Genomic DNA, 18,410 nt, shown 5'->3' with positions numbered 1-18,410 from the left:
GTAATTAATTATGCGACATAATCACCTGCCTAAAATATTTATCAGGGAATTCTTATCTTGCTGAGGCGGAATATTGTTTCGAGATGCTAATGGCGCTGTTAATACCGTTTTTATGGTCTACAGTTATTAGCGTGACACAACCCGCATAAACATGATGAGGAGAATTCAGAATGGTAAATAAGAGCGAAATCAAGGATCATGCACAGGTTGTCGCCAGCTGTGGTACCCACGTAGGCGTAGTGGACCATCTCGACGGCGAGCGTATTAAACTGGCAAAAAGTGACCCGGAATCCGGTGGCAAACACCATTACATTCCGCTGGAGTGGGTAGCAAAAGTGGATGATAATAAAGTCGTCCTGACCCAGGATCATAAAGCGGTCTTTGCCGGCTGGCAAGAAGCTTAATTAATACCTCGCACGCCAGTGTGATATTTTAGCCCCGGTTTAATCCCGGGGCTTAATATATTTTATAAGCTGTTAAAAACGGCCTGCATTGCCGTTACGTTGAAGGAGTGATACTGTTTTACTTTATTATCTTCCTTCAGGCGCAGGTATGTCGAAAACAACGCTCAAGAGCCCAGGCCCGATAGGGGGAAAAACATTTTCCGTTGCCGACTTTAACGTCTTTGGCGAGCGCTATGGCATTGACTACCACTTCCCCCTTCTGACCGACGTCAGCGCCAGCGCCAGCCCTGTCCTGCATGGAAACGTGGAAGAGATGGTCTTGCCGTCCGGTATCTCTCTTACCCACTCTGATGTGCGCGTACTGCAACCTTATGAAACCACCTCCCGCCACAGCAGCCCGCTGTATGTCCTGGTGGTGCTGGAAGGGTGCGTGACCCTGCGTCTCAACGATGAGATTTTTAGCCTGAGCCCCGGCATGGCCTTTAGCGCCACGCTCAGTGAACAGCAGGTGATGACGGCCCGCCACGACGCTGATATTACGCTCAAAACGCTCTCTTTTGGTGTCTATCCCCATGAAGCCCTGCGCGAAAGCCTGCTGGCTTCGCTGCTGGAACAGTGGGCGCGCCTGAGCGTACCGGCCTTCGTCTGGCAGGTGCCCGAGTTCGTCCTGACCGGTATCCAGCATGCTCAGCAGCGTGAACGCAGTTCCCTGTCTCGTCATCTGCTGCTGGAGGGGGTGATGTATCAACTGCTGGGCCATGGCCTGCACCTGCGGGAACAGCAGGGAAGGGTGGGCCAGGCCCCAACGCACGGGGAGCAGGCCCGACTGGAGCAAGTCCGCCGACGCATTGAACAGGCGCCCGAACAGGAATATACCCTCGCAGCCCTGGCTAACCAGGCGGCAATGAGCCCCAGCAGCCTGCGTAGCAAATTCCGCCAGACCTATGGCTGCACGGTGTTCGACTACCTGCGCGACTGCCGCCTGGCGCTGGCGCGTCGCTATCTGCTGGAAGGGCATAGCGTGCAGCAGGCGGCGTGGATGTCCGGCTATCAGCACGCCACCAATTTCGCCACCGCTTTCCGCCGTCGTTACGGCATCTGCCCCGGCAGTGTGCGCAGCGGCTGTTAATCCGCTTTTCTCCCAATCGCAAACGCTTTAGGTGCGTTTTGTCATTGCGCATACATAACCTGGCAGCGCGCATAGCTGTTTGCGAGATGAAAAAGGTAATAATTCTTATTAACAATTAGAAATGCCTTTGGAGATTTTCATGTTCGCTAAATCGCGCTTAGCCCTGCTGGTGGGATGCGTTACCGGCAGCGTTGCTTTCCCTTTACTTGCTCAGGAGACGCCGAAAAACGATACCGTGGTGGTCACCTCGCAAATGCAGAGCGGCGCTACCAAACTGGAGACCCCGGATATCGAAACCCCGCAGGCGGTATCCATTGTCACCCGCGAACAGTTTGAAGAGCAGGGAGCCACCAGCGTCCGTCAGGCGGTGAGCTATACGCCGGGGGTGTACAGCAACCAGATTGGCGCCTCTAACCGCTTCGACTACATCGTGCTGCGTGGTTTCTCCGACGGCAGTCTGGATAACGTCTATCTCGACGGGCTGAAGATGATGGGCGATACCAACTCCCACAGCTCGCTGGTGGTCGACCCCTGGTTCCTTGAAAATATCGAAGTGGTGCGCGGCCCGGCATCGGTGCTGTATGGTCGTTCATCGCCGGGCGGGATTGTCGCCCTCACTTCACGCAAACCCTCCTTCGATACGGGTGGGGAGGTGAAACTCTTCGCCGGGAACAATAACCAGCGTGGGGCGATGTTCGACGTCACCGGTCCCCTGGACGACAACGACCGCGTGGCGGCGCGCCTGAGCGGTATGACCCGCTACGCCGACTCCCAGTTCGATCCGCTGAAAGAGGAGCGTTACGCGCTGATGCCGTCCGTGACCTGGCGGATCACCGATAACACCCGTCTGGATCTGATGGCCTATCTCCACCGCGACCCGGAAGGGGGCAGCCACTCCGGCCTGCCTTATGACGGAACCGTGGTGCCGCACGCCGGCCAGCGCATCTCAAACACCTTCTTCGAGGGTGAAGACGACTACGACAAGTACGACCGCCGCGAGAACATGGTGGGCTACAACGTTGAGCATCTGTTTGATAACGGCTGGACAGTGCGCCAGAAGCTGCGTTATCTGCACACCAAAGTGAAGCTGAATCAGGTCTATGCCTCAGGCTGGCTGAACGATACCGAGCTGAACCGCGGCTACTCCGGCTCCGACGAGAAGATGAACGCCATCACCCTGGATAACCAGGTTGACGGCAGCTTCGATACCTGGGCGCTGAACCACCGCGTATTGATTGGTCTCGACTATCAGGATCGCAGCAACAATACCACCGGCTACTATGGCAGCTTCCCGCCGATCGACGCCTTTAATCCGGTGTATGGCGCGGGCCCGATTGACATCTCCATGTATAGCCAGGAGAAGCATAAGCTGCGTCAGACTGGCTACTACCTGCAGGATCAGATTGCCCTCGATCGCTGGCGCCTGACACTGGGGGGCCGTTACGACCAGGTGAGCGTGTCGAATATCGATAAGCTGAACAACACCCGCAGCAACCTGGATAAGAACAACTTCAGCAGCCGCGCGGCGTTGCTGTACCTGTTTGATAACGGTGTTGCGCCGTACATTAGCTATTCCACCGCCTTCACCCCGACCAGCTTTGCCGACGAGAACGGCAACGTGCTGGATCCGATGAAGGGCAAGCAGTGGGAAGCGGGTGTGAAGGTGGAGCCGGAGGGGATGAACAGCCAGTTCAGCGCCTCGGTATTCCGCATCAATCAGAAAAATATCGCCACCAAAGAGGAGCCAACCGATCCGTACCGCTCCATCGGCGAGATCGAATCTGAAGGGGTGGAACTGGAAGCGGTAGGGCAGATCACCGACAACCTGCGCCTGCAGGCGGCTTATACCTACACCGATATTCGCTACAAGAAGAGCAGCCCGGAAGAGGAGGGCAAACGCGCGGTCTACGCTCCACGCAATATGGCCAGCACCTGGCTGAGCTATGACGTGAAAAGCGGCCCGCTGGATGGCCTGACCCTCGGCTCTGGCGTGCGTTATGTGAATGGCGTCACCAGCGACCGTCTGAACACCCATACCTTACCCTCGTATACGCTGGTGGATATGGCGGTGGGTTACGACTTCTCGAAGCTGGGGTTAAAAGGCTTTAGCGCGCAGCTAAACGTCAATAACCTGACGGATGAAGACTACGTGGCGGCCTGTAACTCGCTCTCTTATTGCTACTTTGGCGCCGAGCGAAGCATTGTGGGTAGCGTCTCCTGGAAGTTTTAACCGCCTGACGCACCGATCTGAGCCCCAGGGATGGGGCTTACTCCTCCATCGCCATATTCACCGCCTCACCCATCTGCTCGACCGCCATGCGATGCTTCTCGTTCGGCGGCAGGGCGCAATTGATGCGCAGGCAGTTACGGTACTTACCCGACGCCGAAAAGAGGGACCCTGCCGCAATCTGAATATTAAACCGGCTAAGCTCGCGGGCGACGCAGACCATATCCACGTGTTCTGGCAGCTCTACCCACAGCATATAGCTCCCCTTTGGCCGGGTGACGCAGATCCCGCACGGGAAAAATTGCCGCACCCAGCAGGTGTAGGTCTCGATGTTTTGTTGATAAATCTGGCGCATCCGGCGCACGTGGCGATGGTAGTACCCCTCGCGGATAAAGGCGGCCAGCGCCAGCTGGCTTGAGGGGACATTGGTGCCGCTCGCGGCATATTTCATGTGCATCACCCGATCGTAATAGCGACCGGGGGCAATCCAGCCCACGCGCAAGCCAGGCGCCACGGTTTTGGTAAAGGAGTTGCACAGCAGCACCCGGCCATCAATGTCAAGAGAGTGAATCGAGCTGGGGCGCGGGTACTCGTATGCCAGCTCGCCGTAGATATCATCTTCAAAAATAACAATATCGTGGCGCTGGGCCAGCGCCAGCAGCTGGCGTTTACGGGCCTCCGGCATGATAAAACCGAGCGGATTGTTGCAGTTGGGCACCACAATCACCCCTTTGATCGGCCACTGTTCCAGGGCCAGCTCCAGCGCTTCAACGCTGATCCCGGTCTCGGGATCGGTGGGGATCTCGATGGCTTTGATACCGAGTCCCCGCAGCATCTGCATCGTGCCGTAGAACGAGGGAGATTCAAGGGCCACGATATCGCCAGGCTTGCAGATCGTCAGCAGCGCCAGGGAGAGCGCGCTATGGCATCCGCTGGTGATGATCAGATCGTCGGCGGTCACGACCGATCCGGCATCCAGCATGAGCCGTGCGATCTGCTCGCGCAGTTCCCGACGCCCCGGTAGCTCGTCGTAACTGAGGATCTCGTTGACGTTGTGCTGAACGACCCGGCTGAGCTCTTTCCACAGAGGTTTGAGGGTTGGCTGGCTCAGATCCGGCTGCCCGCCGCCAAACGCCGTGATACCTGTTTTGGTGCGCCCCTCCATCAGGGTCAGTATCTCATCCCAGTGGGTCACCTCTACCGGGCGCTGCACCGGACGAGACATGGCCGGAACCGGGGGCTGCGCTTTACGGTGGGCAACAAAATAGCCTGAGCGCGGCTGGGGGGTAATCAACTGCAGATTTTCGAGGATCTGGTAGGCCTGCTGCACGGTGCTAATACTGACGCCATGCTCCTGGCTCAGGGCACGCACCGAGGGCAGGCGCTCGCCGCTGCGATACAGCCCTTGTTCAATGCGTTCTGCCAGCAGGTTGGCCAGGTGTTGATAGCGCGTCATAGCTGTATCCTTTGTTATCACCATACAGAATTCAATAGCAGTACAGATCGGGGCAAAAATTGCCATTCAGATCCTGTTTTAACGGATCTGTATGTTAAACAAAAGTTATTTTTGAATCTGTATTGCCGGGTGTGAAATCCGTGATGATAACGGCTCTGACAACCTGAGGAGCGCAATATGGAATTCTATGAAAACCGGGCAAAAAGACCGTTCTACCTGTTCATCTGGATGGGAAAGTTGCTCGTCCGCTGGTATCGCATTAACCAGACGCGGCGCATTCTGAACCGGCTGAGTGATGAACATCTGCGGGATATTGGTCTGTCGCGGGCGGATTTGGGACGTTATGGGCAGGATGGCCGGATGAAGTGACATCTCATCCGGCAGGTCACAGCATTACTCGGCGGTAGGTTTACCGGTATTTTCAGCAATGCGGCGCAGGTATTCGTTATTTTTGAACGCGACCATAATCAGTTCAAACGTGACGCGGCAGCCGATCAGGCTAAACAGCATGCCGAAAAAGCCGGCAATCAGGCTGCCGGTGAACATGGAGTAGAGCCCGCCGATCAGGATGAACAGCATGACGATCCAGTAGAAGAAGACCAGTACGCGCGGTGTGAGCAGGTAGTCAAATCCCAGAAGTTGTTTCATTTTTAATCCTTGATAATGTTTATTTTGCGCGCTGATTATAAAGTCCTTCGCCGTGATGTACAGGCCTGATATCCCCTTAAAATAGTGCGAAATCAGGGGGTTGCTATTTTAAAAGTTCGAGTGTTTGCGCCCTGGGCCGCGAAATTAACGCCACCGCCTCGTCCCAGGAGCGCACGTTGTTATAGCCCATAACCAGTCCGTAGCGCTTGCCCGAGCCGCGATACCACTCCGACAACGCATTCACCTGCAGCTGCTGCTCTTGCCAGCAGCGGGCGATCTCGCGGTCGTTATTGCCTGCGGTGAGGAACGCCACGATGTGCATCCCGCCGTCATTTTGCTCGGTGAAAAAGCGATCGCCATACACCTCCTGCAACGCTGCGATCATCCAGTCGCGCCGCTGTTGATACAGGGCGCGCATCTTTTTCAGATGGCGAAAGAAATGGCCATCACTAATAAACGCGGTGAGGATCTTCTGCGTCAGCACCGGCTGACCGCTGGCGACAATATCCGCGCAGTCGGTAAAGGCGGGTACCGTACTGGTGGGCATCACCACGTAACCGAGACGCAGCGAAGGCATCACCGTTTTGCTGAACGTGCCCATAAAGATCACCCGATCGTGTCGATCAAGGCTCTTCAGTGAGGGCAGCACCTTGCGGGTATAGTGAAACTCGCCGTCGTAGTCATCTTCGATGATCCAGGCATCGTTTCGGGTCGCCCAGTCGAGTAACTGCTGCTTGCGCGGCAGCGACAGCGTGACCGCCAGCGGGCTCTGATGCGAGGGGGTGACGATAGCAAAGCGGGCATCCGCATGATGGCGCAGCAGATAATCGGTATCTATACCCGCGCGATCCACCGGCACGGTATGCAGGTTTGGCACAATACGCTTTAGCAGTTGTTGGCCCATAAAATAGCCCGGATCCTCAAACAGCACCTTATCGCTACGGCTGGCAAGCGTGTCGAGGATCAGACGCAGGCTGCCGCTGTAGCCGCTGGTGATCAGCACCTGTTCGGCACTGCAGGAGAGTCCCCGGGAGATATTCAGATAGCTGGCAATCGCCTGGCGCAGTGGATACCAGCCCATCACCGGCGGATTCAGCATCTCTTCCTGGCGCATGGCGCGGGTCGCTTGTCCTGCCAGCAGCAACCACTTTTTATAGGGAAAACTGTCCAGCGACGGGATGCCGGGGCGTAAAAAACCGGCCCGTTCGCGCTGGGCAATAAGCGAGGCGGGCAGCGTGCCGGTTACGGCCTCTGACGACGGGGACGGGCTGGCGGGCAGGATCAGATCCGGATTCACCCGCGTACCGCGTGCCCCCTGGCTCACCAGATACCCTTCGCCGCTTAAAATGGCGTAGGCGGTTTCAACGGTTTTACGCGCCACCTTCAGCTCTGCCGCCAGTACGCGGATAGCCGGAACTTTATCGCCAGGTTTCAGGATACCGCGCGTAATATTGTCCCGGTAGCGGGTATAAATCTGCTGATATCCCGGCTTCATGTCCTACCTCTTTTAACGGTTTTTGTATCTTTTGACTATGTCATAAACGGCGTACATTTGCCTCATCGCAATGACTATGCCGCCCCAAAAAGAGGAAAGAAAATGAGCACTCGCGTTAATCATCACACAGCCACACCTGCCCTCAGTAAAGCCCTGTCCGATCTGAGCATGGCGGTGGCCAAAACCTCGCTCGACCCGGCCCTGAAGCATCTGATTGATATTCGTGTTTCACAGCTGAACGGCTGTACGTTCTGTCTGGATATGCACTCGAAGGAGGCGAAAATCGCCGGTGAGCGCGAGCTGCGCCTTTATCACCTTGCCGCCTGGCGTGAGTCTCCGCTGTTCAACGCCCGCGAAAAAGCGGCGCTGGCCTTTACCGAAGCGCTGACCCAAATCAGCGCCCACGGGGTGAGCGACGCGCTGTACCGCAGCGTGGCGGAGCACTTCTCAGACGTGGAGATTTCCGAACTGAATTTCGCCATCGTGGCCATCAATGCCTGGAACCGCTTAGGCATCACCTCCCGCATGGTGCCCGGCGCGCTGGATGAGGCCTATGGTCTGAAAAAGGCTAACCTGTAACCCCGCATTCGCGGATCATCGCCACCAGCGCCCGCAATCCCGGCGGGATATGGCGATGACCGGGATAGTAGAGACGCAGCCCGGCGAAAGGCTGCGTCCAGTCGTTTAGCGCGGTGATCAGCTCACGGCGGTTCAGCTCTTGCTGAATATAGAGTTCCGGTAAAAATCCCACCCCCAGCCCTGCTTTTACCGCCCGGATCGAGGCAAACAGATCCGAGGTGGCGAAGCGTGCCGGCACTGCGAGGGCGAGCTGTTCTCCGCGTCGCGCCAACTCCCAGCGATAGATCCCGCCGTGGGCCATGCGCATACCAATCCCCTGATGCCGCAACAGATCGTCCGGCACCGTTGGGGTACCGTGGCGGGCGAAATAGTCCGGCGTGGCGGTCACTACCTGGCGAATATCGGCGGTAAGGGGGATAGCGATCATGTCCTGGGGAACCGACTCCGCCAGGCGGATGCCGGCATCGTAACCCTCGGCCACGATGTCGATCATTCGCGCTTCACTTACCGTTTCGACCCGCATTTTCGGGTAGCGTTGCATATAGTCAATCAGCAGGGCATCAAGAAACAACGCGCCCACGTTGTTCGGCACGTTCAGGCGCAACGTACCGGCGGGTTCACCGGTATCGCTATGGATCTCCTCGCTGGCCTGGCGAATTTCCTGTAACGCCGGGCCAATGCGCGCCACATAGCGCTGCCCGGCGTCGGTAAGCGCCACGCTGCGGGTCGTGCGGTTGAAGAGGCGGGTCTGCAGGCGGCTCTCCAGCCCGGCCACTGCATTGCTTACCGCCGTGGCGGACATCCCCAGCTCCTGTGCCGCCGCGCGAAAACTGCCGCGACGGACAACCGCCATCACCACTTCCAGCTCTGTCAGTCCTGAACGATGCATACATTATCCTGAAAATCGAAATAACCTTTGCAGCATAGCGTGGATTATCGAAACGACGTAGTCGTGCCAGACTGGCTTTACACCGTCTGAGGAGGTTTTTATGCGCAACATCGAACAGATCTACATTAACGGCGAGTTTGTGACCCCGCACGGCAGCGAACGGTTTGATCTCTGGAACCCGGCCACCGCCCGGGTGTTCGGGCAGGTACGGCTTGCGGACAGTCAGGATGCCGAACGCGCCATTGCGGCGGCAAAAGCGGCGTTTCCGGCGTGGGCAAACACCCCTAAAGCGACGCGGATTGCGGCTCTGCAGCGGATGTACGCCGCCGTGACGGCCCGACATGACGCGCTGCTGGAGGCGGTGATCGAGGAGTATGGTGCCCCTGCCGCCCGCTCGGCCTGGATGGCGCGCTACCCGGCGGAGGTCATCGCCCAGGCCATCGAGGCGCTGGAGGCGATTGATTTTACCACCCGCGCCGGGGCGGCCACCGTACAGCTGATGCCGCTTGGCGTGGCAGGACTGATCACCCCCTGGAACAGCGACGCCGGATTTATCTGCGGCAAGCTGGCGGCGGCGCTGGCCGCCGGCTGTACGGCGGTGATCAAGCCGAGCGAGATGAGCGCCTGGCAAACGCAGATTGTCACCGAAGCCCTGCACGAGGCCGGCCTGCCGCCGGGGGTATTTAATATCGTCACCGGACGCGGCGACACGGTAGGTGACACGATAAGCCGCCACCCGGACGTGGCAAAAATCTCCTTTACCGGATCGACGCAGACCGGCAAAGCGATCCTGCGTAATGCGGCCGACAGCTTTAAACGGGTGACGCTGGAGCTGGGAGGCAAATCGCCAACGTTGATTCTGGAGGATGCGGATCTGGCGCAGGCGATCCCCCTGGCGGTGCAGGCCGGGTTTATGAACAGCGGGCAGGCCTGCGTGGCGGGTACGCGTATCCTGGTGCCCGCGTCGCGTAAAGCGGAGATCGAAAGCGCGCTGGCGCAGGCGGTCGCAGCGGTAAAATCTGGCGATCCGCGCCATCCCGATACCGAAATCGGCCCGATGGTGAGCGAAAAGCAGTGGCTGCGGGTGCAGGGGTATATCCGCAAGGGCATTGACGAGGGGGCAAGGGTGCTGGTGGGCGGTGAAGGACGCCCGGAAGGAACAGAAGAGGGCTGGTTTGTGCGTCCGACGCTGTTTAGCGACGTTCATAACCAGATGACGATTGCCCAGGAGGAGATCTTCGGGCCGGTGCTCTGCATTATTCCTTATCGCGATGAGGCTGAAGCGATCGCCATAGCCAACGATACGCACTATGGCCTGAGTGCGATGGTGCTGGGCGGCGCGCGCGCCGGGTCGGTGGCGCAGCAAATAGAGGCGGGGCGGGTGCTGGTCAATACCCTTACCCATGAACCCAAAGCCCCCTTCGGCGGGTTTAAACACTCCGGCGTAGGGCGTGAGATGGGAACCTGGGGAATACGCGCCTATATGGAGCCGAAATCAATTTTGGGATAAGGGCTTCCCCCGCCAGGGGCAGGATAGATGCCCGTCTGTTTATCCCGCGCCCCTGCATTTCAGCGTGCTATCATCCTCCCCGGCTTTGCGCAGTTAAGGCCAGTAGGAAATCGTTATTACGCAGAGGGGGAGAGATGATTAAAAGCAGAATGGCATTTTCTTTTTCGCTGTCCGTTTTAGAACGGACCCGCGCCAGTCAGCTCATTAACGCGCATAAAGACGAACTGATTTTGCCCTATGACCGCGTTTTTCTTATTAAGCGGGCGGCCATACTGCTGCTGGCTGCCGCCGCGCTATTGACGCTTCTTCTGCTTATCACGCTCAGTATAACTCGCTCACCAGACACAGCATTTATGGAAAGGATGAGACACAGCAGCATGGTGCTTCTCGGCCTTTTCTGCACCGGGGGCCTGTTACTGAAAATTTATGAACTGCTCATTAATAAAATCATGGCCAGCCGTGAGCCGCAGGAGCAGGAAGATGACGAAACCCAGCATAAGGTTAAGCTAAACCGCTATTTCATCGAACACATTACCCGGGTGGCGAGCGGCAAAACCTACTGGGAAAATATCAAGGAGAGCTATAGAAAAGGGGGCTTTATTTTCATCCATTTGAGAAGTAATCAATGCGTAGTGATACCTGAGCGCATTTTTGCCTCCCCCGATGAGGCCGCACAAACCTACGACTTTATTGCGGCACAGATTGCACGCCACCGGCAACGGCTTATGACGCCGTAACTCCCTGAATCGCTATCACTGGTTCGCAATTCCTGCGCTTATCAACCTCGTTTCTTGATACTTACCCTGATAACCATTATCGTGGCGCGGTGTGAAGCGAGGTTCCCCCCATGAGTGAAGAAGATCTGTTCTGCCGTCGGCCTATGGGCATGCGCATGGCCATGATTGTGCGTCAATGGCGCGCAGTGATTGACGATGCCATTCTCGAGACCGGGTTAACCCAGTCAAGCTGGACGGTAATGATGCAGCTAAAAGAGCTGGGGGATAACGTCTCGGTAAGCGAACTGGCGGAGGTACAGGGCATTGAACTGCCGCCGCTCATGCGCACCCTCACACAGCTGGAGAAGCAGGGTTATCTGCTGCGCGTCACATCGCCTTATGACAAGCGCATCCGGCTACTGACGCTGACACCCGAGGGGAAAGCGGTTCTGGTCACGCTCAGCCAGGTGATCGAAACCTTTCAGGCGCGCGTGTCACAGAACATTGCGCCAGAAAATCTCGACATTTTCAGCGCCACACTGAACCAAATCGCCTGCAATTTGCGGACAATCCGCGAAGAAGAGAACAAGACTGAAAAATAATGACTCCTGAACAAAAGTTTGCCCGCTGGGTAAGGGTGAGTATTGCCTCTTTCCTGCTGATGTTTGTCTATTTCATCGTGGCGGATATCTGGATCCCGCTGACGCCAGACTCCACCGTGATGCGCGTGGTGACGCCGGTCTCTGCCCGCGTCCCGGGCTACGTGGCGGCGGTGCATGTCCACAACAACAGTCAGGTGAAGAGAGGCGATCTGCTGTTTGAACTCGACCCAACGCCGTTCCGCAATAAAGTGGAAGCGGCGCAGATTGCGCTGGAGCAGGCCCGCCTTGCTAATCAGCAGCTGGATGCACAAATTGTCGCCGCCCAGGCCAGCCTGAAAACGGCGCAGCTCACTGCGCGTAACGACAAGGTGACCTTCGATCGTTATCAGCGGCTGAGTAGCATGCAGAATGTGTCGCAGTCGGATCTCGATAAAGTGCGCACCACCTGGCAGAGCAGCGAGCAGTCGGTTGCCAATCTTGAAGCCACCCTCCATCAGCTGCGCATTGAGCGCGGCGAACGCGATGAGGCCCGCAACGTGACGCTGCAAAAGTACCGTAACGCACTGGAAGAGGCCGAGCTTAACCTTGGCTGGACGAAGGTCTACGCGGAAAACGACGGGACCGTCAGCAACCTGCAGCTAAGTCCGGGGTATTACGCCTCGTCCGGCTCGGCGGCGCTGGCGCTGGTCAACAACCAGACCGATATCGTGGCCGATTTTCGCGAGAAAAGCCTGCGTCATACCCACCAGGGGACCGATGCCGCAGTGGTGTTCGATGCCTTTCCGGGGCAGGTGTTCCGCGCCCACGTAACCAGCAGCGATGCCGGTATTCTGGCGGGGCAGGAGGCAGTTAACGGTGAGCTTTCCGCGCCGGAGACCTCTAACCGCTGGGTACGCGACGCGCAACGTATGCGTATTCACGTGGCGCTGGACGAGGCCTTGCCAAAGCATCTGCCCACCGGCGCGCGTGCTACCGTGCAGCTTTATAACAGCGAAGGGCCGTTTGCGCGCTTCTTCTCTGGCGTGCAGATTCACCTGGTAAGCTTGCTGCACTATGTCTATTAATACCCTCGCGCGGGTTTTCACCCCGCACGGCAACATCGTTTACACTGCCAATGATTTTCGTCAGACGCTACGCGTCGTGCTGGCGGGGGTGATTGCCCTTAGCGTGTCGAGCTTTTACAACACCAGCTATGGCGTCTTTTTTGTGGTCTACCCGATCATGTTGCTGTCGCTGGTGCCGGTCTTTAATCGCCACGTTGCGAAACAATTTATCTTCAGCGCCTCGCTAAACTGCGTCGAAATGGTACTGATTATCGGCTATCTATCACAATGGCCGCTGATCATGACCGCGGTCGTCTTTGCGCTGTATGTGATGCGATTTCGCTTTATGAGTAAGGGGCCGCTGTTCCTGTTTGGCTCAATGGGCGTGGTGTGCCAGAGCGTGATGCTCAACTTTATGAGCTATCCCACCACGGACTGGCATACGCTGCTCTTTTCCAACATCGAGGCCAGCGTGATGGCGGTGTGCCTGAGCGCGCTGATGAACTACCTGCTGCCGGACGTTGAGCCACGCAAGCCGCCACCGTTGATCGAGAAAGACGACGCTCGCGTGCGCCATGAGTCCTTGCTTTCCGGCACCGTGGCGACCCTCATTTTTGTGGTGTTTCAGATCAGTGACCTTAGCGACTCTCTCTCCGCGCTGATGGCGGGTATCTTGATCCTCTTTCCGATGAACTATCGCGGCGCGGTGATGAGCTCCATCTGGCGCGTGGTGGGCGTTGTAATGGGGTGTCTGTACATTCTGGTGGTGCAGCTGGTGCTGTACGATCACAGCAGCCATATGCTGTTGATGATGCCGCTGATTGCCCTCGGGCTGGCGTTTGGCGCCCGGCTGCACGTGATGGAGAAGGTGGGGGCGGGGGTCGGTTTCTCCATTACCACCACCATCGGCATTATGTTTGGTCAGAACATGCACCCGGATAGCGATCTGGTCTTCAGCGACCTCTACCGCATCGTCTCGGTGACCGTGGCGCTGGTGGTGACCCTGACGCTGGTCTTTCTGGTGCACCGGGTTCTGAACTGTTTCGCCCCCACCCGCTACGTGATTCAGGGTTGATACAGTACGCCGCCGCTGAAGCTCCAGTCTTCAGCGGCCGTAAACTGTATCACGACCATCACGTCGGCTTCTGCAATGCCCATCTGCTGGCTCAGCTCCGAGGCCAGCTGGCGATAAAAGGCGGCTTTTTGCGTCTCACTTCGCGGTTTTCCCGCCACGATATTAAACAATAGCGCCTTCTCCGTTCGCCCTGCGCTGAGATAGTCAGGGTCGATGTAGCGATCCCCTGGCGCAAAGCTTTCAAAAAAATGGAAGCGATCCTGCGCGGGCACGGCGAAGGTCTCGTTTAATGCCCGCTGCAACAGAGCGGAGATGTCCCGCTTTTGCATTTCGTTGTAGCTCGTACCCGTCATGATGCGCACAAATGGCATTAGGTGTTCTCCTCTGCCAGGCAGCTTAGCGCGCTGACCGCGGCCGGCCAGCCGGCGTAAAAGGCCAGATGGGTAAAGGCTTCGGCTATTTCGTCCCTCGTCACGCCATTTTGTTGGGCAAAGGCGATATGCCACGGAAGCTGTGCCGTTCGTCCAAGTGCAGCCAGTGCCGCGAGGGTAATCAGGCTGCGCTCGCGCGTGGGAAGCTGGGGGCGTTGCCAGATGTCATCAAAAAGTACCTGCTGGCTAAGCTCCGCCAGCCTGGGGGCAATCTGAGCAAGGGTGTCGCGGTTCAGGGATTGGGTCATGGTGTCCTCCGTTTGTCTGGATTTCACTTTCTCAGGCTGTCACCATAAAGAAAATCACAACCTTTGGGATGAAACGTCCTGAAAATGAGGATGGTATGGATAAGCGTCTGTTAGCCCTCGATCTGGATGCGCTGCGCAGTTTTGTTGAAGGTACCGACTCGACCAGCTTCGCCGAGGCGGCAGGGAAGCTGTGCCGCTCTACCTCGGCCATCAGCGCGCAGTTAAAAAAGCTGGAGCAGCAGTGCGGCAGCCCGCTAACCGTGCGGCAGGGCCGTACGCTGGCGTTGACCCCGGCCGGAGAGATCTTGCTGAGCTATGCCCGCCGGATGCTGGCGCTGAACGATGAGGCGCTGCGTGCTATTAAGGGGGAGCTGCTGCAGGGAGAGGTGCGGCTGGGCATGCAGGAGGATTTCGGGGAGTCGCTGATGCCGGGCGTGCTGGGCCGCTTCAGCCAGCAGCACCCGGGCCTGCGTATCACCGCGCGCGTAGACCGTAATCAGGCGCTGCTGCGGGGCGTCGCCCTGGGCGAGCTTGATCTCGCGCTGGTCTGGCAAGAGGAGCGAGGCGGCGAGGTGGTGCGCAGTGAACCGCTGAGGTGGGTGTGCCGCACCAGAGAAGAGCTGGAGGCGTTTCTGCTCAGGGGCGAGCCGCTACCGCTGGTGGTGTTTGACGCGCCGTGCCTGTTGCGCAGCAGGGCAATTGCTGCCCTCGACGCCGCGGGGATCCCCTGGCGCATCGCCTTTACCAGCCACAGCCTGAGCGGGCTGTGGGCGGGCGTTAGCGCCGGGCTTGGCGTGACGCTTCGCACAGGTATTGGCCTGCCTGACGCGCTACAGACCGACCGCGGCCTGCTGCCCGACGCCGGAGAGCTGGGAATGGCGCTGCATACGTGCGACCGATCCGCCAATGCCGCGGTGAGCAGTATGCGCGCGCTGATCCTCAGGGCGCTTAATGGATAAACGTCGGTATTTGCGAGAGAAGGAACAGGATAAGACCAATGGTCCCGCCCACCAGGGTGCCGTTGACGCGGATAAACTGCAGATCTTTGCCGATGTTTAACTCAATCTGGTGCGACATGTCTTTGGCATCCCAGCCTTTTACCGTGTCGCTGATATGGCGGGTAAGGAAGGTGGCGAACTCTGGCGCCACGCGGTGCGCGGCCTGTTCCAGATGCTCATTGAGCGAGTTGCGCAGGTTGCTATCGGCAACCAGGGTCTCACCAAACCACAGTCCGGCGTTGGCGATGCGCTGTTTAACCCGGGAGTCCTCGCTCTGCATGTCGCTCTTCAGCCACTGACGCAGGTCGCCCCACATCTCACCCAGGTAGCGGTTAAAGGCCTCGTCGTTCTTGAGATAGGTTTTGATGTTCTCGGCTTTGGCGGCGGTTTCCGGGTCGTTTTTCAGGTTTTCAACCAGCTTCAGCACCGCCCGGTCAAAGGCCTGGCGGATCTGGTGGGTGCGGTCGTGGCTCACGTCATCCAGAATGGCATTGACCGCGTTCGATACCACTTCGGCGCTCTGATCTCCCAGCCACTCGGTAGGGAGAACCATCGCTTTGCGCGGATGTTCGGTCTTCAGCCAGTGGACAATTTGCGCGGCGATAAAATCTCGGGTGCTGTCGCGCTGTAACAGGGTGATCAGGCGATTAATCACCGCATCCAGCAGCACCTGGTGGCGGCCATTCTTCGTCATGCTCTCCAGCATGGCGGCGCTGGTTTCGCTGAAATCGACCTTATCGAGCGCCTTATGGACGGCGCGTTTGAGCATCCGCTGAATGCGCCCATCATCGGTCAGTTCCAGGAAACCGCTCATCACCTGCATGATATGCAGCCCCACGCGCTGCGCGTTATCCGGCTGGCTGAACCAGTTACCAATCAACAGGGCCGGTTCGTGACGGCGAATGAGGGTGATGAGCGACTGGGTATCGAGAAACTTCTCCTGCACGAACTGCCCGAGATTGTCGCCGATCCGGTCCTTATTGCGCGGAATAATGGCCGTATGGCGGGCAATAAACGGAATGGGCACCCGGCGAAACAGGGCGACGACCGCAAACCAGTCTGCCAGCGCCCCCACCATCGCCGCTTCAGCAATGGCTTTGACGCCGCGCACCCAGAAAGTTTGCGGCAAAAAGAGGGTGGCGATAAAGGTCGCGGCGGCGATCAGCAGCAGCGACAGCGCCAGCAGCTTGGCGCGTTTGAGTTCAGCTAATTTTTCCATAGGGTTAAGGATAGAGTGAAGCGGGAAGAAGATGCAAAAATCGGACGATAATCCCGGCGCCGAAGAGCAGCAGTATCGCGCCCGCCGTACGCTCGATTTTCCATACGTTGTTGCACAGACGCGCTTGTACCGCAGGCAGGGCGAGACAGGAGACCAGGGTCAGATCCCACGTCAGCACCACCATGACCATCCAGATACCGCTCACCGACTGCTGCACCAGGGTGACATCTGGCCCCAGCAGGGCGGTCATGAGTGCCAGATAGAAAAGGGCATTTTTCGGGTTTAACAACGCCGACCCCAGCCCCAGCAGGAGCTGCCTGCGCCAGGAGGGGTAGCGTTGCGCTGTGCTGGATAACCTGAGTGGCCTCGCCGGGCTACGCACCAGCAGCCAGCCGAGCCACAGCAGATAAAGCGCGCCCAGTAGCTCAATCAGCGTAAAGAGCAGCGTGAACTGACGCAGCGCGTGGGATCCCAAAATCACCAGCAGTATGTACAGCCCATTGCCTGCGGCGATGCCTACACATAACCCGGCGCTACCGCGCAGGCGGTGGCGGGCGGCAAACCCTATCAGTAAAAAGAAATCAGGACCCGGGCTTAACAGCGCTACGAAATGGGCCAGCGCCAGGGCGAGAAAAGCGGAGGGAAAAAGTGTGCTAAGCAGTTCCATCATGACCTCATCAATAAAAACTAAGGTCATCCTGGAGTGAGGCGCGAGTTAATTATTGTCGGATATTGATCGACCCGTCGCGTACTGGCGCGGCGTGGCGGCGGTATAGCGGACAAAAGTTTTATGGAAATGACTCTGATCGGCAAAACCGCTCTGGTAGCTGACGTCGGCAATGTCATCTCCGGCACGTAGCCGCGCTTTGGCGAACTCAATACGTGAAACGTTCAGAAAGGCGCCGGGCGTCAGGCCGGTATCCTGCTTAAAGGTTCTGATTAAAGTCTCTTTGCGTAGCGAAAAGCGCCGGGCGAAGGCGTCCAGCGAGGACGGGGCGTGCAGGCTGTGGCGCAATGCGTCTTGCAACGCAAGGCTGGTAGGGCGCAGGGATCCGCAGGCGGTGGGCTGTGTGGCAAGGGTTGTTAGCAGGCGCGTAATGGCCGTGGGCGATAGCGTATTGACGATCTCGAGATAGAGGCTGAACAGCGCGTCGCTGCGGATCACCTGCTGCCGCGGCTGGATGTCGGTATCAAGATAGAGCATGTGGTAGCTGCGAGGCTGTCCCGCCAGCGGATTGCAACTGTGCGGCATATGGGCGGGGATGACAATCAAATCGCCAGGCTGCAGGATTAACGCTTCACCCTCGCACGTGCAGCAGGTCTGCCCTTCAAGGATGGCGCCAATGGAGAGTTGCGCATGGCTGTGACTTTTATAGGCCTGGGTGCTCTGCCAGGTGCTGCGCAGCTCAACGCCGGGCCGGCGGAGGAAGGTCTGATTGACGTGGCGAGTCTGAGTCATAAAGGGTGCCTGTGCGGGGGCGTAGAGGGGTGTTATAGCATGGGAGGGGGGAGGTGTCCTGCTGTCCCTTGTTCTTTGGCGTTGCCAGCCGGATATTTTTGCGAGCACGCTTTGGGATTTGCGAGGTCGTTAAAAACGCAGGCCTCGGTGCGTATCGATGCGCAGATCAGAGCGTGGTTAAAACGTCCCGGAAAAGGGTACCACACCCGGCTTAACGCGGTTTTACGCGACACGATGCTGGCCAAAATAACCCACGCCACCTCGATGTAGCGCTGCGAATAT

General features: G+C 58.0%; 20 protein-coding genes and 1 pseudogene. 12 read left to right on the top strand and 9 right to left on the bottom strand.

The genetic code is table 11. From position 1 onward, the window contains the following. Positions 1 to 170: 170 nt before the first annotated feature. From WFN75_RS13750 to foxA, 3 genes are all read left to right on the top strand, one after another. Positions 171 to 404, top strand: coding sequence for a DUF2171 domain-containing protein (locus WFN75_RS13750; RefSeq protein ID WP_040077340.1), 234 nt, complete (start codon positions 171 to 173; stop codon positions 402 to 404). Positions 405 to 552: 148 nt separating this feature from the next. Continuing rightward, positions 553 to 1,533, top strand: a complete 981-nt coding sequence (locus tag WFN75_RS13745) for an AraC family transcriptional regulator (RefSeq protein WP_336996335.1) — start codon at positions 553 to 555, stop codon at positions 1,531 to 1,533. Between the two features lie 121 nt (positions 1,534 to 1,654). Beyond that, complete coding sequence (gene foxA / locus WFN75_RS13740) at positions 1,655 to 3,763, top strand: ferrioxamine B receptor FoxA (protein WP_154298916.1); 2,109 nt, start codon at positions 1,655 to 1,657, stop codon at positions 3,761 to 3,763. A 37-nt stretch (positions 3,764 to 3,800) separates the two neighbouring features. On the opposite strand, the gene WFN75_RS13735 is transcribed toward foxA, so the two are convergent. Next, positions 3,801 to 5,216 (bottom strand): aminotransferase-like domain-containing protein, encoded by a 1,416-nt coding sequence (locus tag WFN75_RS13735; RefSeq protein WP_288820969.1) that lies wholly within the window; start codon positions 5,214 to 5,216, stop codon positions 3,801 to 3,803. A gap of 177 nt (positions 5,217 to 5,393) precedes the next feature. On the opposite strand from WFN75_RS13735, the gene WFN75_RS13730 reads away from it, so the two are divergent. Beyond that, entirely contained in the window at positions 5,394 to 5,585 is a 192-nt protein-coding gene (locus WFN75_RS13730) for a DUF1127 domain-containing protein (protein WP_040077337.1), read from the top strand. 24 nt (positions 5,586 to 5,609) lie between these two features. Here the strand turns inward: WFN75_RS13730 and WFN75_RS13725 are convergent, their stop codons facing one another. After that, complete coding sequence (locus WFN75_RS13725; protein ID WP_040078604.1) at positions 5,610 to 5,864, bottom strand: DUF4282 domain-containing protein; 255 nt, start codon at positions 5,862 to 5,864, stop codon at positions 5,610 to 5,612. A gap of 103 nt (positions 5,865 to 5,967) precedes the next feature. Continuing rightward, entirely contained in the window at positions 5,968 to 7,359 is a 1,392-nt protein-coding gene (pdxR, locus tag WFN75_RS13720) for a MocR-like pyridoxine biosynthesis transcription factor PdxR (protein WP_336996334.1), read from the bottom strand. 102 nt (positions 7,360 to 7,461) lie between these two features. On the opposite strand from pdxR, the gene WFN75_RS13715 reads away from it, so the two are divergent. Then, positions 7,462 to 7,938 (top strand): carboxymuconolactone decarboxylase family protein, encoded by a 477-nt coding sequence (locus WFN75_RS13715; RefSeq protein ID WP_040077335.1) that lies wholly within the window; start codon positions 7,462 to 7,464, stop codon positions 7,936 to 7,938. Here WFN75_RS13715 and WFN75_RS13710 read toward each other — a convergent pair. Further along, positions 7,928 to 8,827: a LysR family transcriptional regulator gene (locus WFN75_RS13710; protein ID WP_336996333.1), complete on the bottom strand. Its 900-nt coding sequence runs from the start codon at positions 8,825 to 8,827 to the stop codon at positions 7,928 to 7,930. The two genes, WFN75_RS13715 and WFN75_RS13710, sit on opposite strands and share 11 nt — an antisense overlap. A gap of 100 nt (positions 8,828 to 8,927) precedes the next feature. On the opposite strand from WFN75_RS13710, the gene WFN75_RS13705 reads away from it, so the two are divergent. The 5 genes from WFN75_RS13705 to WFN75_RS13685 all read left to right on the top strand — a co-directional run bounded on the left by WFN75_RS13705 (position 8,928) and on the right by WFN75_RS13685 (position 13,773). Then, complete coding sequence (locus tag WFN75_RS13705) at positions 8,928 to 10,337, top strand: aldehyde dehydrogenase family protein (protein ID WP_336996332.1); 1,410 nt, start codon at positions 8,928 to 8,930, stop codon at positions 10,335 to 10,337. A 134-nt stretch (positions 10,338 to 10,471) separates the two neighbouring features. After that, a complete protein-coding gene (locus WFN75_RS13700; protein ID WP_325946885.1) occupies positions 10,472 to 11,074 on the top strand; it encodes a YcxB family protein in 603 nt (200 codons plus the stop codon). A 110-nt stretch (positions 11,075 to 11,184) separates the two neighbouring features. Then, a complete protein-coding gene (locus tag WFN75_RS13695) occupies positions 11,185 to 11,655 on the top strand; it encodes a MarR family winged helix-turn-helix transcriptional regulator (RefSeq protein ID WP_336996331.1) in 471 nt (156 codons plus the stop codon). Beyond that, positions 11,652 to 12,719, top strand: coding sequence for an HlyD family secretion protein (locus tag WFN75_RS13690; protein WP_233802039.1), 1,068 nt, complete (start codon positions 11,652 to 11,654; stop codon positions 12,717 to 12,719). The genes WFN75_RS13695 and WFN75_RS13690 overlap by 4 nt, the downstream gene beginning before the upstream one ends. After that, complete coding sequence (locus WFN75_RS13685) at positions 12,709 to 13,773, top strand: DUF2955 domain-containing protein (protein WP_040077328.1); 1,065 nt, start codon at positions 12,709 to 12,711, stop codon at positions 13,771 to 13,773. Before WFN75_RS13690 ends, WFN75_RS13685 begins: the two co-directional genes overlap by 11 nt. Here the strand turns inward: WFN75_RS13685 and WFN75_RS13680 are convergent. Together WFN75_RS13680 and WFN75_RS13675 are read right to left on the bottom strand one after the other, a co-directional pair. Further along, positions 13,764 to 14,144, bottom strand: coding sequence for a tautomerase family protein (locus WFN75_RS13680; protein WP_336996330.1), 381 nt, complete (start codon positions 14,142 to 14,144; stop codon positions 13,764 to 13,766). The genes WFN75_RS13685 and WFN75_RS13680 overlap by 10 nt on opposite strands. Then, on the bottom strand, positions 14,144 to 14,452 hold the full coding sequence (locus WFN75_RS13675) for a carboxymuconolactone decarboxylase family protein (protein WP_286783776.1): 309 nt from the start codon (positions 14,450 to 14,452) through the stop codon (positions 14,144 to 14,146). The genes WFN75_RS13680 and WFN75_RS13675 overlap by 1 nt, the downstream gene beginning before the upstream one ends. Positions 14,453 to 14,547: 95 nt before the next feature. Between WFN75_RS13675 and WFN75_RS13670 the strand changes: the two genes are divergently transcribed. Continuing rightward, positions 14,548 to 15,411 carry a LysR substrate-binding domain-containing protein gene (locus WFN75_RS13670; RefSeq protein WP_336996329.1) on the top strand — a complete coding sequence of 288 codons (864 nt, stop codon included), beginning with the start codon at positions 14,548 to 14,550 and terminating at the stop codon, positions 15,409 to 15,411. Here WFN75_RS13670 and WFN75_RS13665 read toward each other — a convergent pair. From WFN75_RS13665 to WFN75_RS13655, 3 genes are read right to left on the bottom strand one after another with little or no spacing between them, the layout of a single operon-like run. Next, the gene (locus tag WFN75_RS13665; protein ID WP_040077327.1) at positions 15,401 to 16,669 is read right to left on the bottom strand and encodes a DUF445 domain-containing protein; all 1,269 of its coding nucleotides are present in this window, start codon (positions 16,667 to 16,669) and stop codon (positions 15,401 to 15,403) included. The genes WFN75_RS13670 and WFN75_RS13665 overlap by 11 nt on opposite strands. A gap of 4 nt (positions 16,670 to 16,673) precedes the next feature. Next, entirely contained in the window at positions 16,674 to 17,339 is a 666-nt protein-coding gene (locus WFN75_RS13660) for a LysE family translocator (protein WP_286934204.1), read from the bottom strand. A 45-nt stretch (positions 17,340 to 17,384) separates the two neighbouring features. Beyond that, positions 17,385 to 18,128, bottom strand: a complete 744-nt coding sequence (locus WFN75_RS13655) for a helix-turn-helix transcriptional regulator (protein WP_336996328.1) — start codon at positions 18,126 to 18,128, stop codon at positions 17,385 to 17,387. A gap of 117 nt (positions 18,129 to 18,245) precedes the next feature. On the opposite strand from WFN75_RS13655, the pseudogene WFN75_RS13650 reads away from it, so the two are divergent. Further along, positions 18,246 to 18,398, top strand: a pseudogene (locus tag WFN75_RS13650) (BrnA antitoxin family protein); the annotation flags it as partial. Positions 18,399 to 18,410 lie beyond the last annotated feature (12 nt).

The sequence above is a fragment of the Leclercia sp. UBA7405 genome (assembly GCF_037152215.1).
Lineage (GTDB): Bacteria > Pseudomonadota > Gammaproteobacteria > Enterobacterales > Enterobacteriaceae > Enterobacter > Enterobacter pneumoniae.
This window is presented reverse-complemented; position numbering and strand designations above follow the sequence as displayed.

What these genes read in the sequence shown, in the direction of transcription:
- WFN75_RS13735 (WP_288820969.1), bottom strand. Translation starts at nt 5,216, where the DNA reads ATGACGCGCTATCAACACCTGGCCAACCTGCTGGCAGAACGCATTGAA.
- WFN75_RS13685 (WP_040077328.1), top strand. Translation starts at nt 12,709, where the DNA reads ATGTCTATTAATACCCTCGCGCGGGTTTTCACCCCGCACGGCAACATC.
- WFN75_RS13705 (WP_336996332.1), top strand. Translation starts at nt 8,928, where the DNA reads ATGCGCAACATCGAACAGATCTACATTAACGGCGAGTTTGTGACCCCG.
- WFN75_RS13745 (WP_336996335.1), top strand. Translation starts at nt 553, where the DNA reads ATGTCGAAAACAACGCTCAAGAGCCCAGGCCCGATAGGGGGAAAAACA.
- WFN75_RS13700 (WP_325946885.1), top strand. Translation starts at nt 10,472, where the DNA reads ATGATTAAAAGCAGAATGGCATTTTCTTTTTCGCTGTCCGTTTTAGAA.
- WFN75_RS13725 (WP_040078604.1), bottom strand. Translation starts at nt 5,864, where the DNA reads ATGAAACAACTTCTGGGATTTGACTACCTGCTCACACCGCGCGTACTG.
- WFN75_RS13750 (WP_040077340.1), top strand. Translation starts at nt 171, where the DNA reads ATGGTAAATAAGAGCGAAATCAAGGATCATGCACAGGTTGTCGCCAGC.
- WFN75_RS13660 (WP_286934204.1), bottom strand. Translation starts at nt 17,339, where the DNA reads ATGATGGAACTGCTTAGCACACTTTTTCCCTCCGCTTTTCTCGCCCTG.
- WFN75_RS13655 (WP_336996328.1), bottom strand. Translation starts at nt 18,128, where the DNA reads ATGACTCAGACTCGCCACGTCAATCAGACCTTCCTCCGCCGGCCCGGC.
- WFN75_RS13715 (WP_040077335.1), top strand. Translation starts at nt 7,462, where the DNA reads ATGAGCACTCGCGTTAATCATCACACAGCCACACCTGCCCTCAGTAAA.
- foxA (WP_154298916.1), top strand. Translation starts at nt 1,655, where the DNA reads ATGCCTTTGGAGATTTTCATGTTCGCTAAATCGCGCTTAGCCCTGCTG.
- WFN75_RS13695 (WP_336996331.1), top strand. Translation starts at nt 11,185, where the DNA reads ATGAGTGAAGAAGATCTGTTCTGCCGTCGGCCTATGGGCATGCGCATG.
- WFN75_RS13670 (WP_336996329.1), top strand. Translation starts at nt 14,548, where the DNA reads ATGGATAAGCGTCTGTTAGCCCTCGATCTGGATGCGCTGCGCAGTTTT.
- pdxR (WP_336996334.1), bottom strand. Translation starts at nt 7,359, where the DNA reads ATGAAGCCGGGATATCAGCAGATTTATACCCGCTACCGGGACAATATT.
- WFN75_RS13710 (WP_336996333.1), bottom strand. Translation starts at nt 8,827, where the DNA reads ATGCATCGTTCAGGACTGACAGAGCTGGAAGTGGTGATGGCGGTTGTC.
- WFN75_RS13675 (WP_286783776.1), bottom strand. Translation starts at nt 14,452, where the DNA reads ATGACCCAATCCCTGAACCGCGACACCCTTGCTCAGATTGCCCCCAGG.
- WFN75_RS13680 (WP_336996330.1), bottom strand. Translation starts at nt 14,144, where the DNA reads ATGCCATTTGTGCGCATCATGACGGGTACGAGCTACAACGAAATGCAA.
- WFN75_RS13665 (WP_040077327.1), bottom strand. Translation starts at nt 16,669, where the DNA reads ATGGAAAAATTAGCTGAACTCAAACGCGCCAAGCTGCTGGCGCTGTCG.
- WFN75_RS13730 (WP_040077337.1), top strand. Translation starts at nt 5,394, where the DNA reads ATGGAATTCTATGAAAACCGGGCAAAAAGACCGTTCTACCTGTTCATC.